Below are 14962 nucleotides of genomic sequence, written 5' to 3' on the forward strand. Positions count from 1 at the left end.
GATGGAAATCCTTGGTCCCGTGTTCGTGGCCGGCATCACCACCGGCGCCCTCTACGCCCTTGCCACGATCGGCCTCTCGCTGGTCTGGGGCGCGCTGGGCATGCTGAACATGGCCCATGGCGCGATGCTGACGATCGGCGGCTATGCGGCCTTCACGCTGGCGACCTGGATGGGCGCGCCCTGGCCGCTCGCGGTGCTGGCGCCGATCGTGGTCGGCGCGCTGGTGGGTGCCGCCATCTACGCGCTGGTGGCGCACCCCCTCCTGGCGCGGGCGCCCAGGAGCTTCGAGACCAACGTGATCATCGCGACGTTCGGCGTGGCGATCGCGCTGGAGAATGCCGTGCTGCTGATCTTCGGCGGCCAGCCGTTCGGCCAGTCCATCGCGCTGTCGGGCAATCTGCAGGTCGCTGGTGTATTCATACCGTGGCAGAATCTCCTCATCGTGCTGGTCGCGTTCGCCTTGATGGGGGCTACGGCGCTCTTTCTTGCACGAACACGGACAGGACGTGCTATCCGCGCAACCGCTCAGAACCGCGAGGCGGCCCAGTTGATGGGCGTACCGGTGGGTCGAGTATACCTGCAGGTGCTGGCGTTGTCGGGGGGCATCGCCGGCACCTGTGGACTCCTTGTCAGCTCCATCACGCAGCTTTCGCCCTCGCTCGGCGCCGATCCGATGCTGAAGGCGTTCATCATGTGCGTGGTGGCGGGGCTCGGGAACCTGCCGGGCGCCATCGCCGCGGCGTTCGTCCTGGCGCTGACCGAAGCTTTCGCGAGCTACGCGCTGGGTGCCCGCTGGGGCTTCCCGCTGCTCCTGGCGATCGTGATCCTGGTGCTGATCTGGCGACCGGACGGCCTGTTCGGCCGCGCCGCCATCCGCCGGCTGTGAGGGCGCACCCATGAGCCGAGCCGACCGTGGCCACCTGATCACCGCCGTGATCGTCCTCGTCCTCCTGGTGTCGCTGCCCTTCGTGGTCGACAGCCGCTACATCCTGGGCCAGGTCATCCTGGCCCTGTTCTACGCCATCGTCGCATCGCAGTGGAACCTGCTGTTCGGCTTCGCCGGCGTGTTCTCGCTGGGGCAGATGGCGCTGTTCGCGTTCGGCGGCTACGTCACGGCCATGCTGGGCTTCTATGGCGGCTGGTCGATGTGGCTGGCTATGCCGGTGGGCGCCATCGGCACCGTCATCTTCAGCCTGATCATCGGCCTCGCCTGCCTGCGCCTGGCCGGCGCCTACGTGGCGCTGCTGACACTGGCCGTGGCGCAGGTCATGTACCTGCTGATCGTCACCGATACCGACTGCTTCGTCATGCAGGGAGCCACCTGCCGGCAGTTCACGGGCGGCGCGGTGGGCTTCGCCCGATTCGGCGACCTCGGCACCCGGGCCCTGTTCAAGGCCAACTATCTCACGGCCAACTACGCCATCGTGGTGGCGCTGTTCGCGGTCACCATGCTGTTCACCTGGGCGGTGATCCGCTCGCCTTTGGGCCTGGCGTTCCAGGCCCTGCGCGACAATCCCGGTTGTGCGGTGGCGCGCGGCATCAACCGCTTCTCGACCCAGCTCGTCGTGTTCGGCGCGTCGGCCTTCTTCACGGGCCTGGCCGGCGGTCTCTATGCCGCGCATTTCCAGGCGATCGGCCCGGGCGTGCTCTCGCTCTCCACCCTCATGTTCATCATCGCGATCGCGGTGGTCGGCGGGATCGGCAAGCTGTGGGGCCCGCTCGTGGGGGCGGTGATCCTGGTGCTGGCCGACGAGGGCATGCGGGAGATGGGCGAGTTTCGCACGCTGGGCCTGGGGCTCATCATCGCGGCCGCCATGGTGCTGATGCCGCGCGGCGTGATCGGCCTGGTCGAGGGACTGGTCGCCCGCTTCCGTCCTCAACCGAGCCAGCCGGACGCGGCGGCTCCTCATGCTGGAACGTCCCATGTTTGACACGATCGTGGTCGGTGCGGGCAGCGGCGGCTGCGTGGTGGCCGGCCGCCTGTCGGAGGATCCGGGCCGCAAGGTCCTGGTGCTGGAAGCGGGCCGTGCGGCGCCGCTGGCCTCCAAGATGCCGGCCATGTGGATCAGCATGGTGAACACGGAGGTGGACTGGGGCTACCACACCGTGCCGCAGCCGGGCTGCCGGATGCGCCGGATCTTCTGGCCGCGCGGCAAGATGGTCGGCGGGTCGGGTGCGCTCAACGCGATGATCTATATCCGCGGGCTGCCGTCCGACTATGACGGCTGGGCCGCGCTGGGCGCCACCGGCTGGGCGTGGAAGGACGTGCTGCCGGTCTTCAAGAAGTCCGAGCACAACGAGCGGTTCGGCAACGACGAGCTGCATGGCTCGGGCGGTCCGCTCAACATCGCCGATGTGCCCTATATCGATGCCACCGAGAAGCTGTGGATGGAGGCCTGCCAGAACGCCGGCATCCCGCGCTGCGAGGACTTCAATGGCGTCAGCCAGGAAGGCGTCGGCTTCTTCCAGCTGTTCTGCAAGAACGGCGAGCGGTTCGGCACGGCCAAGGCCTATCTGGAGCCGGCGCTGGAGCGGCCGAACCTGACGGTCGAGACGGGCGTTCTCACCACGCGGCTGATCATCGAGAACGGCCGGGCGATCGGCGTCGAGTACCTGAAGAACGGCCGGCCGCACACGGCCCACGCCTCCTCGGAGGTCGTGCTGGCGTCCGGCTCGATCGGCTCGGCCCAGCTCCTGCTCCTGTCCGGCGTGGGCCCTGCGGACGAGCTGAAGGCGGTGGGCGTCCGCGTGGCTCACGACCTGCCGGGCGTCGGCAAGGACATGCAGGACCACATCAACATCCCGACGACCTTCCACACCAAGGATGCCGTCGGCATCGGCGGCATGACCGGCGAGGAGATCCGGGCGGCCATCGACGAGTGGACGCAGAAGCGGACGGGCGCCATCACCAGCAACTGGGCGGCGGCCGGTGGCCATGTCCGCTCCCGGCCGGAAGTACTGGAGCCGGACCTGCAGTTCTATGGCGTGATCGCGGCCAACCGCGACCATGCCCGCTATCTGTCATCGCGCCCGGGCATCACGCTGCATGCGACGCTGCAGCGGCCAAACAGCCGGGGCGAGCTGACCCTGCGCTCGGCCGATCCCTTGGAGCATCCGAACCTCGATCCTCGCTACTTCGTCTCCGACCCCACGGGCACGGACGTGACGACATTGGCCGAGGGCGTGAAGCTAAGCCGGCGGATCGCGGCAGCCTCACCGCTGGCTGACATCATCGACTGCGAGATCACGCCGTCTGCCGAGGCGCGGACCGATGCGGAACTGGCCGACTATGTGCGTGGACACTGCACCACGCTCTACCATCCCGCCTGCACCTGCCGGATGGGCACCGACGAGATGGCGGTGACCACGCCGGAGCTGAAGGTGCGGGGGATCGAGGGGCTGCGGGTGGCTGATGCCTCGGTGTTCCCGAAGATGGTGTCGGGCAACACCAATGCGCCGACCATCATGGTCGCGGAGCGCTGCGCGGAGTTCATCCGGCAGGGCTGAAGCGCGTAGAAAATTTGCTAACCCGTTGATCTTCCTGAGCTGCTCGGGTTCGTTCATGCGATAGCAAGCTTTGCATGCGCAAACCCCGCAGCGCGTGCAGCGGGACCGCGCACTATCGCATGAACGGCGTGGTACGCGCCTGCGGCGCCTAGACGCTGCGCCGTTCGAAATCCCGCTGCATGTTGGACATGAGCACGAGGTTGCGCAGGCGGAACAGGTCGATCAGCTGGCCGATGCCGAGCAGGCCGAAGGTGAACAGCCAGAGCAGGCCGGTCCAGATGAAGCCCAGGTAGAAGCGGTGGATGCCGCAAAAGCCGAAGATGCAGAGCAGCCAGAGCCAGAACGAGGTTCCCACGGACTTCACACTCATCAAGCAGGCTCCAGCAGACAGTTCGTCACGACAAGGCGGCCGAAGGAAAACACGTCCGGCCACCTTCTCTCCTGCATGTAGGAAGCCTACCGCATTTCCCAACGGGCTCAGGACATAGGCCGGCCGATCTGGCGGAAGGCGGCGCGCAGGGTGTCACGCATCGGTGCTGGCAGGCGGGTATGCATCACGACGCGGCTGGCCGGCATGACGGGCAGGTCGTCCAGCACCGCGCAGCGGGAAGGGACGTGGGTGCGGCCGACGGCGGTCACACCCAGGCCTGCCTCCACCGCTGCCTGAAGGGCAGTGACCGAGCCGCCCTGGAACACGATGCGCCAGGGCAGACCCCGCTCGTCGAGCGCACGGGTCATGGCGGCCTTCACGTCGCACTGGCCACGCAGGGCCACGAGGTCGACCGGGCGGTTCACGCGTTCCGCAAGGCGATCCGCGGCGATCCACACCAGCGGCTCCTCATAGAGATGAATGCCGTCGCGCCGGTCGGCGTCCTGGCGGACGATGGCGGCATCGGCTGCGCCCACATCATAGGCGGCCATCATGTCGGCGGACGTGCCGACCACCACGTCGGGGACAAGGCGGGGCTGGGCGTTGCGCAGGCTCTGCAGGGCGGAGGGCAGCCGGCCCGCCGTGGCATGGTCGCTGACCGCGAGGCGCAGGGTCGGCTCGTCCGCGGCAAGATCGTCCATCGCCGCCAGCGCCTCGTCATGCGTGCCGACGATCCGCCTGGCCCAGGGGAGGAAGAGCCTGCCGTCCTCGGTGAGCGCCACCGCGCGCGGCGTGCGCGCGAGAAGGCGCTTGCCCAACTGATGCTCCAGCTTGGCCACGCGGACGCTGATGGCGGACTGGGTGGCGGCCAGGCACTCGCCGGCTGCCGTGAAGCTCCGCAGGTCGGCCGCAGCGATGAAGGAGCGGATCTGGTCGAGGTCGAGGTTGCGCATGAGCATGATGATGAACAAGCATCACAGAGAGCTCAAGCATTCGCTTCTGATATGATAGCTGCCCGAGCATGCTTCTCCCGGGAACCAGCCGAGGAGGCCATCATGCCCATCATCACGATCAAGCTCGCTGCGCTTCGTCCGGTCGAGAACGTGGAACGCCAGGTGGCGGCCGACATCGTGCGGCTGTCGACCGACATCCTGCGCAAGAAGCCGGAGCTCACGGCGGTGGTCGTCGAGCGCGTCGATCCCGGCACATGGTTTGCCGGCGGTGCGTCCCTTGCCGAGCAGAAGGCATCCAGCTTCTGGCTGGAGATCAAGGTCGTGGATGGGACGAACACGAAGGACGAAAAGGAAGCCTTCGTGGCTGCCGTCTTCAGCCGGATGAGGGACCTGCTCGGTGATCTCCACCATGAAAGCTATGTGCACGTGCACGAGGTATCCGCCGATGCCTATGGCTTTGGAGGCCTCACCCAGGAACGGCGCTACATCGAGGGGAAGCTCGGACTGCCGGCGCGTGCTGCCGCCTGAACGGCCGGGACCCGTTGACCCCCTGGCGCCCAGCCGCCAACAAGGCTGAAACAGGGGGTACGTCGATGCGTGATGGCAGGTTCGGCTTCGGTCTGATCGGGGCGAGCACGATCTCGCGGGAGCGCATGATCGGCGCCATGAACGAGAGCGGCGTGGCCCTGCCGGTGGCGGTCTACAGCCGGGACATGGCGAGAGGACGCGCGTTCGCCGACGAGATGGGCATTCCCAAGGCCTATGACCGGCTGGACGCAATGCTGGCCGACCCGGCCATCGACGGGGTCTATGTCGCCAGCACCAACGAGCGGCACCATCGCGAGGTGCTGGCCTGTGCTGCCGCCGGCAAGCACGTGCTCTGCGACAAGCCGCTCGCGATGAGCGTGGAGGAAGCGCAGGACATGGTGCGGGCCTGTCGCGAGGCTGGCGTCGTGTTCGGCACCAACCACCACATGCGCTGCGGCGCGCACCACATCGCGATGCGCGACATCGTGCGGGAGGGAAAGCTCGGCGAGCTCGTGGCCATCCGGGTCGTGCACGGGGCGCTGCTGCCGGCCCACCTGCAGACCTGGCGGATCAACGATCCCTCGGCCGGGGCAGGTGCCATCATGGATCTGGCGGTCCATGACGCCGACATCGTGCGCTTCCTGACCGGCGACGAGATCGTCGAGGTCGGTGCCATGAGCGCCAACAGCGGCATGGGCACGGATAAGGTCGAGGATACCGCGCTCGGGATCTTCCGCACCGAGCGGGGCACGCTTGGGCATATCCACAACGTGTTCAACACCCCCTTCAACCGCGGCTCGATCGAGATCCACGGGACCAGGGGCTCGCTCTATGCCCAGGACAATATGGGCCAGTCGCCCGCGGGCACGCTCAGGCTGCGCGATGCGGACGGCGAGCGGGAGGTGCCGCTCGTGCACGAGGAACTCTATGGGCGGATGATCAAGAGCTTCGTGGCGGCAGCGCGCGGCGAGGGCGAGGTCGCCTGCAGCGGCGAGGACGGCGCGCGTTCGCTTGCCGTGGCGCTCGCCATGCTGGAAAGTGCCGGATCGAAGAAGATGGTTGCCGTGCCGAAGGTCGGCTAGCGAAGGGGTGGGGCATGTTCCTGGACTGGCGTGGGCAGGAGGTCACCGCCTCCAGCGCAGCGACGGTAGAGGGGATCGACGCCTTCGCCGTGAACTTCCTGGCCTACGAGAACGGGGCCGGGAAGGTGCTCAAAGCGGCGGACGAGGATCCGGACAGCACGCTCGCCAATGCCTATGCGGCGATGCTCTGGATGTTCATGGAGCGGGCCGATGCGCCGACCAAGGCCCGGCCCTATCTCGCCCGGGCGCAAAAGGCGGCCAGGCTCGCCAACGAGCGCGAGCGGATGGTGCTGGGGGCGGTCGAGGCTTGGGTGGATGGCGACGTCCCGCGCGCGATCCGGGTGGGCGAGGAGCTGCTGGACCGCTACCCGCGCGAGATGGCGATCGCGAAGGCCTGCCAGTACCATCATTTCAACCTGGGCGACCCGCCCGGCATGCTGCGGGTGGCGCACAAGGTCATGGGCGAGAATGCGGACCTCCCCTGGACCCATGGTCTGGCCGCGTTTGCCTACGAGCAGAGCCACATGCTGGCGGACGCGGAGCGTTGCGCGCGCCAGGCGATCGCGATCAGGCGCAAGGAGCCATGGGCGCATCATGCGCTGGCGCACGTATTCCTGACCCAGGGGCGGACAGGCGAGGCGCGGGCCTTCCTGGAGGACGTGAAGGAAAGCTGGACGAACCTGAACTCGTTCATGTTCACCCATGCCTGGTGGCATTTCTCGCTGGTGCTGATCGACCAGGGCGAGACCGACCGGATCCTGTCCTTCTACGACCAGAACATCTGGGGGGTGTGGAAGGAATACTCGCAGGATCAGATCGGCGCGGTATCGCTCCTGTCGCGGCTGGAGATGGTCGGGGTGGATGTTGGCGACCGCTGGCAGGACCTCGGCAACTACCTGGCCACGCGCGTCCACGACCATGTGCAGCCCTTCCTGAGCATGCAGTATCTCTATGGCCTGGCGCGGGCAGGGCGGCCGGAGGCGGATGCGATGATGGCGAGCATCCGCGAGCATGCGCGGACCTGCCCCGTGTTCGCGCGGCCGGCCTGGAGCGAGGTGGCGGTGCCGGCCTGCGAGGGGCTGCTTGCTCATGCGCGCGGGGACGGCGAGACGACGGTGCGCAAGATGGGCATCGCCCTGCCGCGCCTGACCGAGATCGGCGGCAGTCATGCCCAGCGCGGTTTGTTCGAGCAGGTGATGCTGGACGCGTTGATCCGCACGGGGCGCTACGTGGCGGCCCAGCAGATCCTGGAGCAGATGCGCGGAGCCTACCCGGACAGCAGGCCGCTCTATCCGAAGCTGGAGGACATCTATGTGCGACTGGGCCTGCCGGAAGAGGCGGCCCGCATCGCGGCTGCGGCGAAGGCCCGCGGGATCAGGGGCTACGCCTGATCGAACGGAACCACGAATCCAGCCCCCATACGAACCGGTGTCCGCTTGCCTCGTAAGGCCGTGATCGGCCCGGTCCCGACGACCGGCGACACCAGGACACCGTCCCAACCGTTGTCAGAGCCTGCACCACGGGAGAAGCGGGTGTCGGCTGTTCCATCCTTGGCGCGTGACGGCCAGGCCAAGCCGGTCAAGAAGCCGGCGGCCAAGAAGTCGGCCATGGCGCAGCACCGGCCGAAGAAGGTCCGCCAGGTTCAAGCGCGCCGCCAGTTCGGCGTGCTGGCGCTGCGGCAGCGCGGCAATGCGGTGTCGGTGATGCTGGTGACCTCGCGAGGGACAAGGCGCTGGATCATTCCCAAGGGCAATCCGGAGAAGGGCAAGACCGGCGCCGAGGTCGCGGCGATCGAGGCCTTCGAGGAGGCGGGCCTGCTGGGCGAGGTCTGGAACAAGCCGATCGGCCATTACCTGGCACCCAAGCACCTGACGTCCGGCAAGATCGTGCAGTGCGCGATCGAGGTCTATCGGATGGATGTCGAGGAGGTGCTGGACGACTGGCCGGAAAAGGGCCAGCGCGCGCGGGGATGGTATGCGCTCGACGAGGCCGCGATGCTGGTCGGCGAAGGGGGCCTCGTTGCCCTCATCCTGGAACTGAACGCCCAGCTCATCCGGGGCTGACGTCACCGCTCTGTCACACGAGACGCCTAGGAGCCGCACCTACCGGAGCGGCGTTATGCCGGTCGAGTGTCCACGGAAGAGCGAGATGATCCGTCCTATCATGGCAGCGGCGCTGGCAGGCGCCTTGCTGACGAGCCAGGCTTTCGCCGCGGAAGGCAGCCTGGTCCTCTACACCAGCCAGCCGCAGACCGACGCGCAGCAGACGATCGACGCGTTCAAGGCGGAGCATCCCGACGTCGAGATCAGTTTCGTGCGCGACGGCACGCCGAAGATCATGGCGAAGCTGCGGGCCGAGCTGGAAGCGGGAGCGCCGCAGGCCGACCTGCTCCTGATCGCCGATGCGGTCACCATGGAGGGGCTGAAGCGGGACGGGGTGCTGATGGCCCATGAGGGTGCAGACGTCTCGGCCTACCCGGCCGGCATCCACGACCCGGCCAAGTTCTGGTTCGCGACCAAGCTCATCACGACCGGCATCGTCTACAACACGGGCGCCCCTTTCGTGCCGGCCTCCTGGCAGGACCTCCTCAAGCCGGAGGCCAAGGGGCTGATCGCGATGCCGAGCCCGCTCTCGTCGGGTGCCGCACTGATCCACACCGTGACGCTCACCTCCAACCTGCCAGACGGCTGGGGCTATTACGAGGGGCTGGCTGAGAACGATGCGCTAGCCGAGGGTGCCAATGGCGGGGTGCTCAAGGCCGTGGCGGGCGGCGAGAAGCTGTTCGGCATGATCGTCGACTTCATGCCGATCCGCGAGCAGGCCAAGGGCGCGCCCGTCGCCTTCGTGTTCCCGCAGGAAGGCGTGTCGGCCGTGACCGAGCCGGTGGCGATCCTGAAGACCACGCAGAACCCCGAGGCCGCCAAGGCCTTCGTGGACTTCCTCCTGTCGACGAAGGGCCAGGAGCTGGCGTCGGCCCAGGGCTACATGCCGGCCGATCCGACGGTGGCGCTGCCGGCCGGCTATCCTGCCCGCGAGACGATCAAGGTGCTGCCGTTCGATCCTGCCGCTGCCCTTGCGGCCGAGAACGAGAACCGCGCCCGGTTCGAGAAGATCTTCCAGCAGTGATCGCAGCCCTGCCGGCACGGCACCAGGACGGCCTGCGGGAAGGCAGGCTCTGGCAGGGCCTGCTGCTCCTGGTCGTGCTGGTGCTGGCGGGCCTGCCGACGGCAAGGCTGCTGGCGCAGGCGCTGGGCGGCAGCGCCCTGGCCCTGCTCCTGGCCCCGGCCAGCCTGGAGGCCACCTGGCACAGCATCGAGAGCGGGGTGCTGTCGACGGTGCTGGCCCTGCTGCTGGGCGCCGGGATGGCGCTGCTCCTAGGCTTGTCGGACCTGCCCCGGCGGCGGGCGATCGGCATCCTGTTCGTGCTGTCGATGCTGGTGGCCCCGCAGGTCACCGCCCTGGCCTTCACCGTCATGGCGGGGCCGGCCTCGCCCTTGCTGAACGCCGTGGGCCTGGCGCCGGCTCCCGGCACGGCGAACCCCTTGATCGGCCGTGGCGGGGTGATCCTGGTGCTGGGGCTGCACCATGCGCCGCTGGTCACGATCCTGGTCCTGGCCGGGCTGAAGACCATCCCGCACGAGCTGATCGAGGCGGCGAGCCTGGGCGGTGCCGGCAGCAGGGCGATCATGCGCTGGATCGTGCTGCCGCTGCTGACGCCGCACCTGGCAGCGGCCGCCCTGCTGGCCTTCGTCGCCGCGTTCGGGAATTTCGGCATTCCAGTCCTGCTCGGCATGCCCGCAGGCTACCTCACCCTGCCGACCCTGATCTATCGCCAGCTGGTCGGCAGCGGCACCGGCGTCATCGACCAGGCGGCGACCCTCTCGATGGTGGTGGCGGTCCTGGCGCTGGTGCCGACGGCGCTGGCGGCCCTGGTGCTGGCGAAGAACGCCACGCGGCGCAGCATGGAGCGGCCGCTGCAGCCCTTCTGGCGTCTGGGCGGCTGGCGCTGGCCTGGCAGCTTGGCCGCATGGATGCTGGTCGGGATCGTGCTGGTCCTGCCGCTGGCCTCGCTGCTCGCCTCGGCCCTGGCACCCACCTACGGCGCGCGCCTCACGCCGGCTTCCGCGACCCTGTCCCATTTCGTCGAGGTGCTCTGGCGGCAGGACGTGACGGTGCGGGCCTTCCGCAATTCCTTCCTGTTCGCGGGCGGGGCGGCCTTGCTGCTGGCCCTGTTCGCCGTCCCGCTCGCCCATGGCCTGGACCGCGCCCCCAAGCGCGCCCGCACGCTGCTGCTGCCCCTGATCGAACTGCCCTACGCCTTGCCGGGCATCGTCCTGGCGATCGCGTGCATCCTCCTGTTCGTCCAGCCGCTGCCGATCCTCGGGATCTCGATCTATGCGACGCCCTGGATCATCCTGTTCGCCTATGCCGGCCGCTTTCTGCCGATCGTGCTGAAGGCGCCGCTGGCGGCGATGGCGCAGATGGAGCGGGCGCAGGAGGAGGCAGCGGCGGTCGATGGGGCCGGACTGGTGGCGAGGCTCTGGCATGTCGTCCTGCCGTCACTCTGGCCGGCGGTGGCGGCGGGCGGGCTGCTGGCCTTCCTCCTGGCGTTCAACGAGCTCACCGTGTCGGCACTGCTCTGGACGGCGGGGACGGAGACGCTTGGTGTCGTCCTCTTCTCGCTCGAGGAGGCGGGGCTGGTCAGCGAGGCGAGCGCGGTGGCGCTGTCGGCAACAGCGGTGGTGGCGCTGCTCGTGGTCGTGATCGACCGGCTGGGGGACCGGCTGCCGGCGGGCACGCTGCCCTGGCGGTTCTAGCTCAGCCGGCCCGGCGGTGCCGGCGGACCTTCGTCCGGTTGCCGCAGGTGCTCATGTCGCACCAGCGTCGCGAACCGTTCCTGCTGGTGTCGATGAACAGCCAGCCGCAATCCTCGGCCGGGCACTGCTTGAGGCGGGTGAGGTCACCTCTCTGGAAGAGGTCCATGGCCGACCAGGCGACGGGCCCCAGCAGCGATGACTGAGGCGGCCCGGCCGCGAAGCAAAGAGCACAGTGTCCGTCATCGCTCGGCGCAAGCTCGGCCTGGGCCAGCGAAGCGCAGGCGGACTGCCTGAGCGTGTCGAGGTCGGCCGGGGGCAGGGTGCGTCCGTGGGCGATCGCCGCCCCGATCCGATGGACGGCCTCGCGCAGCCGAAGGGCGGATTCCAGCAAGTGATCCGCCAGGGCCCGATCCGCCTGCAGCGCGGCACGAACGGGTGCAGCCGCCTCGTCCGGCAGCACCGAGGCATGCATGGCCCAGTCCAGCAGATCGCCGGCCTGCCGCAGATGCTCGATCGGCTTCGGCAGGTTCCGGCCGCCTGCGGTGTTGGCGAAGTCGAGGGCCAGGACGCCACCTACCAGCGACAGACTGCCTGCAAACGATCCGGTCAAGCCATTCTCCAGCGTGCCCGCTCAGTCGGGAACGTAACCGTTGAAAGCACGTTTATTGGTTACGAATACGCGGACGATGGTGTCCAACCTGCCTGCCAGCAGGTACCGCCAAGACCGGAGACGTGCCCAAGCTTTGGGGCAGTCCTTTGAGGAGACGGATCATGGAGTCTGGCCTGAACCGAGGCAACGAGGCACGTGTGCCCGAACGGAGCGTCCGGCACCATTTCATCGATATCGACGGCAACAGGACCTTCTACCGCGAGGCCGGTCCGCTGGATGGCCCGGTGGTCCTGCTTCCGCATGGCTATCCGTGCTCCTCCTTCGAGTTCCGCAACCTCATGCCCAAGCTGGCGGACCACTGGCGCCTGCTGGCTCCGGACTTCCCGGAGTTCGGCTACAGCGACACGCCCGGCCGTGCCAGCTTCGCCTATACGTTCGACGGCTATGCCGCCTTCCTGGACCGCTTCGTCGAGAAGATGGGGGCCAGCCGTTTCGTGCTCTACCTCCACGACTACGGCTCCTGGATCGGGCTCAGGCTGGCGATGCGGCGCCCGGAGCGGGTGGCGGCCCTCGTCATCCAGAACGGCGACATCTACGAGGACCAGTTCGGGCCCAGATACGAGGCGCTCAAGGCCTTCGCGGCCGATCCGACACCGGAGCGGCGGCAGCAACTGGCGCAGACCGTGAGCGAGGAAGGGTTTCGCGACGAGTTCCTGAACGATGTCCGGCCCGAGCTTGCGATGCGGATCAGCCCGGATCTGTGGCAGCTGGCCTGGTCCCAGCTCAACCAGCCCGCCCGGCGCGAGATCATGGTCGGCCTGATGGACGAGTGGCGAGAGAACCTGTGCTGGTTTCCTCGCTACCAGACTTATCTGCGCGAGCACCGGCCGCCGACCCTGATCGCCTGGGGCCCCCAGGACGGCTACATGCCGGAAGGTGCGGCACGCGCCTATCTGCGGGACCTGCCGGACGCGGAACTGCACCTGCTCGATGGCGGGCACTGGCTGCTGGAGACCAACCTGGACGAGGTCGCGGCAATCGCGCGCGACTTCCTCGAGCGCAACTATGACGGAGAGCGGATATGACTGGAGCGAACGGTCCTGCCATCGCGCGAATCTGGCGGGGTCGCGTGCCTGCGGCCCGTGCCGACGAGTACGAGGCCTATCTCCACGAGCACGGCATCAAGCCGCTGATCGAGAAGGCGATGGGCGTGCAGTCGCTCCGCGAGGATCGGGAAGGGGAGACGGAGTTCGTGACCATCTCCTACTGGGAGAGCGTGGAAGCCATGTCGCGCTTCGCGGGCAACGAGCCTGCGCGCATCCACCACCTGGAGCGGGATCCTGAGTTCCTGATCGAGCTGCCGACGAGCGTGCAGATCCTGCAGATCCGGACCGCCCACGGACGGACCGGCGACGGCCGCGGCTGAGGCGGCAACGGGAACGCCGGATGCCTGGGCTGGTTCACCCCCTTGTCCGGCGGATGGTCCGCGGATGAAGTTCCAGCGAGAGGAAAACCAGCCATGCAGCACGTTTCACCAGAGATGAAGTCGTGCATCGAGGCCTGCCTTTCCTGCTACCAGACCTGCCTTTCGACCGCGATGGGGCACTGCTTGGAGATGGGCGGCAAGCATACCGAGCCCAGGCACTTCAAGCTGATGATGGCCTGCGCGGAGATCTGCCGGACATCGGCGCATTTCATGCTGATCGGCACCGAGCACCACAAGCACACCTGCCGCGAGTGCGCCGAGATCTGCACGGAATGCGCGGAGGATTGTGCAAGGATCGGCGAGATGGACGAGTGCGTGCAGGCCTGCCGGCGCTGTGCCGAGAGCTGCCGGACGATGGCGGCCTGACCTACTCGACCTCGAGGATCACCGGGGCGTGGTCCGAGGCGATTTTCGCGGCACGCGGCGTCGGATCGATCCGGCAGGCGGTGGCCTTGTCGATGGCATGCGGCGACAGGAGGAAGTGGTCGATCCTGAGGCCATGGCCGGCCTCGAAGGCGCGGCCCTGGTAGTGCCACCAGGAATAGTCCTCGCCGGCCGGGTTGAGCCAGCGATAGGCGTCGTAGAAGCCGCGGTTGACGACCCGCCGCCAGGCCGCCCGCTCGTCGGGATGGTAGCAGATGCCGCCGTCCCAGCCGGCCGGGTCGTAGATGTCGATCGGCTCCGGTGCGACGTTCCAGTCGCCGCCGACGATCACGGGCGTGCCGTCGGCGGCGAGAGCCGTCATGCGGGCGCCGATGCGGTCGAAGTAGCGCAGCTTGTAGGTGAAGGAATCGGAGCCGACCGACGTGCCGTTAGGCAAATAGAGCGAGGCGACCCGGTAGGGGCCGACCGTGGCCTCGATCCAGCGGGCCTGGCTGTCCTCGTCGGCCCCGGGCAGGCCGCGCACGACGTCCTTGGGCTCCTGCCTGGAAAGGATCGCGACGCCGTTGAGCGGTGCCGAGCCCCATAGTGCCATCTGGTAGCCGCGGCTCGTGAACGGCTCGGCCGGGAACTTGTCGTCGGTGACCTTCGTCTCCTGCAGGAGAAGGACGTCCGGCTGTTCCGTGTCGATCCAGCCGAGCAGCGCGTCCAGGCGCGCGCGGACGCCGTTCACGTTCCAGGCGACAAGCTTCATGAAGATCTCACCGACGGGGAAGGGCGAGCCCGCCGGCTCACATGGCGAAGCTGGTACCGCAGCCGCAGGACGAGGTCGCGTTCGGATTCCTCACCTGGAAGTACGAGCCGTTGAGGTCCTCGACGAAGTCCAGCTCCGAGCCGATCAGATACAGGAGCGACATGCCGTCGATGACAACCTTGGCGTCCTGCTTCTGGATCACGATGTCGTCCGGCTCGCCGTTAGTGCCCAGCGCGAACTCGTACTTGAATCCGGAACAGCCGCCGCCGGACACGCCGACGCGCAGATGACCCTCGCCCAGGCCCTCACGTTCGAGGATCGTGCGGATCCGGCGAGCCGCACGTTCGGAGACCTGGAATGGCTCGGGCCGCGGGTTCGGTTGCGACATGGGACGCCCCTGACGTTGGGATACGCGCCGGCCGGACAAAGGAGCCGGCAGATGACGCGTGCTCATCCCAAAGTAGGCAGTGCCGT

Annotated in this window: 17 protein-coding genes; 12 read left to right on the forward strand and 5 right to left on the reverse strand. The window is 68.0% G+C overall.

Annotated features, from left to right (window positions below; all coding sequences use genetic code 11):
- The first annotated feature begins 1 nt into the window (after position 1).
- Genes VHL31_RS23020 through VHL31_RS23030 form a run of 3 tightly spaced genes read left to right on the forward strand, consistent with a single transcriptional unit; the run spans position 2 to position 3507 of the window.
- Complete coding sequence (locus tag VHL31_RS23020) at positions 2 to 886, forward strand: branched-chain amino acid ABC transporter permease (RefSeq protein WP_329663590.1); 885 nt, start codon at positions 2 to 4, stop codon at positions 884 to 886.
- 10 nt (positions 887 to 896) lie between these two features.
- Positions 897 to 1931 (forward strand): branched-chain amino acid ABC transporter permease, encoded by a 1035-nt coding sequence (locus VHL31_RS23025; RefSeq protein ID WP_329663591.1) that lies wholly within the window; start codon positions 897 to 899, stop codon positions 1929 to 1931.
- Entirely contained in the window at positions 1924 to 3507 is a 1584-nt protein-coding gene (locus tag VHL31_RS23030; RefSeq protein ID WP_329663592.1) for a GMC family oxidoreductase, read from the forward strand. The genes VHL31_RS23025 and VHL31_RS23030 overlap by 8 nt, the downstream gene beginning before the upstream one ends.
- A 148-nt stretch (positions 3508 to 3655) precedes the next feature.
- On the opposite strand, the gene VHL31_RS23035 is transcribed toward VHL31_RS23030, so the two are convergent.
- Positions 3656 to 3877: a TM2 domain-containing protein gene (locus VHL31_RS23035; RefSeq protein ID WP_329663593.1), complete on the reverse strand. Its 222-nt coding sequence runs from the start codon at positions 3875 to 3877 to the stop codon at positions 3656 to 3658.
- A gap of 107 nt (positions 3878 to 3984) precedes the next feature.
- A complete protein-coding gene (locus VHL31_RS23040) occupies positions 3985 to 4848 on the reverse strand; it encodes a LysR substrate-binding domain-containing protein (protein WP_329663594.1) in 864 nt (287 codons plus the stop codon).
- 84 nt (positions 4849 to 4932) lie between these two features.
- Between VHL31_RS23040 and VHL31_RS23045 the strand changes: the two genes are divergently transcribed.
- The 6 genes from VHL31_RS23045 (at position 4933) to VHL31_RS23070 (ending at position 11257) form a co-directional block, all read left to right on the forward strand.
- Positions 4933 to 5358: a 4-oxalocrotonate tautomerase family protein gene (locus VHL31_RS23045; RefSeq protein WP_329663595.1), complete on the forward strand. Its 426-nt coding sequence runs from the start codon at positions 4933 to 4935 to the stop codon at positions 5356 to 5358.
- 65 nt (positions 5359 to 5423) lie between these two features.
- The gene (locus tag VHL31_RS23050; protein ID WP_329663596.1) at positions 5424 to 6440 is read left to right on the forward strand and encodes a Gfo/Idh/MocA family oxidoreductase; all 1017 of its coding nucleotides are present in this window, start codon (positions 5424 to 5426) and stop codon (positions 6438 to 6440) included.
- Between the two features lie 14 nt (positions 6441 to 6454).
- A complete protein-coding gene (locus VHL31_RS23055) occupies positions 6455 to 7831 on the forward strand; it encodes a tetratricopeptide repeat protein (protein ID WP_329663597.1) in 1377 nt (458 codons plus the stop codon).
- 141 nt (positions 7832 to 7972) lie between these two features.
- Positions 7973 to 8503, forward strand: coding sequence for an NUDIX hydrolase (locus VHL31_RS23060; RefSeq protein ID WP_329663598.1), 531 nt, complete (start codon positions 7973 to 7975; stop codon positions 8501 to 8503).
- Between the two features lie 85 nt (positions 8504 to 8588).
- Positions 8589 to 9566: an ABC transporter substrate-binding protein gene (locus VHL31_RS23065; RefSeq protein WP_329663599.1), complete on the forward strand. Its 978-nt coding sequence runs from the start codon at positions 8589 to 8591 to the stop codon at positions 9564 to 9566.
- Complete coding sequence (locus VHL31_RS23070) at positions 9563 to 11257, forward strand: ABC transporter permease (protein WP_329663600.1); 1695 nt, start codon at positions 9563 to 9565, stop codon at positions 11255 to 11257. The genes VHL31_RS23065 and VHL31_RS23070 overlap by 4 nt, the downstream gene beginning before the upstream one ends.
- 1 nt (position 11258) lies before the next feature.
- On the opposite strand, the gene VHL31_RS23075 is transcribed toward VHL31_RS23070, so the two are convergent.
- The gene (locus VHL31_RS23075) at positions 11259 to 11867 is read right to left on the reverse strand and encodes a CGNR zinc finger domain-containing protein (protein WP_329663601.1); all 609 of its coding nucleotides are present in this window, start codon (positions 11865 to 11867) and stop codon (positions 11259 to 11261) included.
- Positions 11868 to 12028: 161 nt separating this feature from the next.
- On the opposite strand from VHL31_RS23075, the gene VHL31_RS23080 reads away from it, so the two are divergent.
- The 3 genes from VHL31_RS23080 (at position 12029) to VHL31_RS23090 (ending at position 13719) form a co-directional block, all read left to right on the forward strand.
- Entirely contained in the window at positions 12029 to 12952 is a 924-nt protein-coding gene (locus VHL31_RS23080) for an alpha/beta hydrolase (RefSeq protein ID WP_329663602.1), read from the forward strand.
- A complete protein-coding gene (locus VHL31_RS23085; protein ID WP_329663603.1) occupies positions 12949 to 13293 on the forward strand; it encodes a hypothetical protein in 345 nt (114 codons plus the stop codon). The genes VHL31_RS23080 and VHL31_RS23085 overlap by 4 nt, the downstream gene beginning before the upstream one ends.
- 93 nt (positions 13294 to 13386) lie before the next feature.
- Positions 13387 to 13719 (forward strand): four-helix bundle copper-binding protein, encoded by a 333-nt coding sequence (locus VHL31_RS23090; protein ID WP_329663604.1) that lies wholly within the window; start codon positions 13387 to 13389, stop codon positions 13717 to 13719.
- Position 13720: 1 nt separating this feature from the next.
- On the opposite strand, the gene xth is transcribed toward VHL31_RS23090, so the two are convergent.
- Together xth and erpA are read right to left on the reverse strand one after the other, a co-directional pair.
- Complete coding sequence (gene xth, locus VHL31_RS23095) at positions 13721 to 14488, reverse strand: exodeoxyribonuclease III (RefSeq protein WP_329663605.1); 768 nt, start codon at positions 14486 to 14488, stop codon at positions 13721 to 13723.
- 37 nt (positions 14489 to 14525) lie between these two features.
- A complete protein-coding gene (gene erpA / locus VHL31_RS23100) occupies positions 14526 to 14876 on the reverse strand; it encodes an iron-sulfur cluster insertion protein ErpA (RefSeq protein ID WP_329663606.1) in 351 nt (116 codons plus the stop codon).
- Positions 14877 to 14962: the final 86 nt, after the last annotated feature.

The sequence above is a fragment of the Geminicoccus sp. genome (assembly GCF_036263595.1).
Taxonomy (GTDB): domain Bacteria; phylum Pseudomonadota; class Alphaproteobacteria; order Geminicoccales; family Geminicoccaceae; genus Geminicoccus.

Excerpts from the sequence above, each read along its gene's own strand:
- VHL31_RS23045 (WP_329663595.1), top strand. The coding sequence starts at position 4,933 with ATGCCCATCATCACGATCAAGCTCGCTGCGCTTCGTCCGGTCGAGAAC.
- VHL31_RS23055 (WP_329663597.1), top strand. The coding sequence starts at position 6,455 with ATGTTCCTGGACTGGCGTGGGCAGGAGGTCACCGCCTCCAGCGCAGCG.
- VHL31_RS23025 (WP_329663591.1), top strand. The coding sequence starts at position 897 with ATGAGCCGAGCCGACCGTGGCCACCTGATCACCGCCGTGATCGTCCTC.
- VHL31_RS23090 (WP_329663604.1), top strand. The coding sequence starts at position 13,387 with ATGCAGCACGTTTCACCAGAGATGAAGTCGTGCATCGAGGCCTGCCTT.
- VHL31_RS23065 (WP_329663599.1), top strand. The coding sequence starts at position 8,589 with ATGATCCGTCCTATCATGGCAGCGGCGCTGGCAGGCGCCTTGCTGACG.
- VHL31_RS23085 (WP_329663603.1), top strand. The coding sequence starts at position 12,949 with ATGACTGGAGCGAACGGTCCTGCCATCGCGCGAATCTGGCGGGGTCGC.
- VHL31_RS23020 (WP_329663590.1), top strand. The coding sequence starts at position 2 with ATGGAAATCCTTGGTCCCGTGTTCGTGGCCGGCATCACCACCGGCGCC.
- VHL31_RS23035 (WP_329663593.1), bottom strand. The coding sequence starts at position 3,877 with ATGAGTGTGAAGTCCGTGGGAACCTCGTTCTGGCTCTGGCTGCTCTGC.
- VHL31_RS23050 (WP_329663596.1), top strand. The coding sequence starts at position 5,424 with ATGCGTGATGGCAGGTTCGGCTTCGGTCTGATCGGGGCGAGCACGATC.
- xth (WP_329663605.1), bottom strand. The coding sequence starts at position 14,488 with ATGAAGCTTGTCGCCTGGAACGTGAACGGCGTCCGCGCGCGCCTGGAC.
- erpA (WP_329663606.1), bottom strand. The coding sequence starts at position 14,876 with ATGTCGCAACCGAACCCGCGGCCCGAGCCATTCCAGGTCTCCGAACGT.
- VHL31_RS23030 (WP_329663592.1), top strand. The coding sequence starts at position 1,924 with ATGTTTGACACGATCGTGGTCGGTGCGGGCAGCGGCGGCTGCGTGGTG.
- VHL31_RS23080 (WP_329663602.1), top strand. The coding sequence starts at position 12,029 with ATGGAGTCTGGCCTGAACCGAGGCAACGAGGCACGTGTGCCCGAACGG.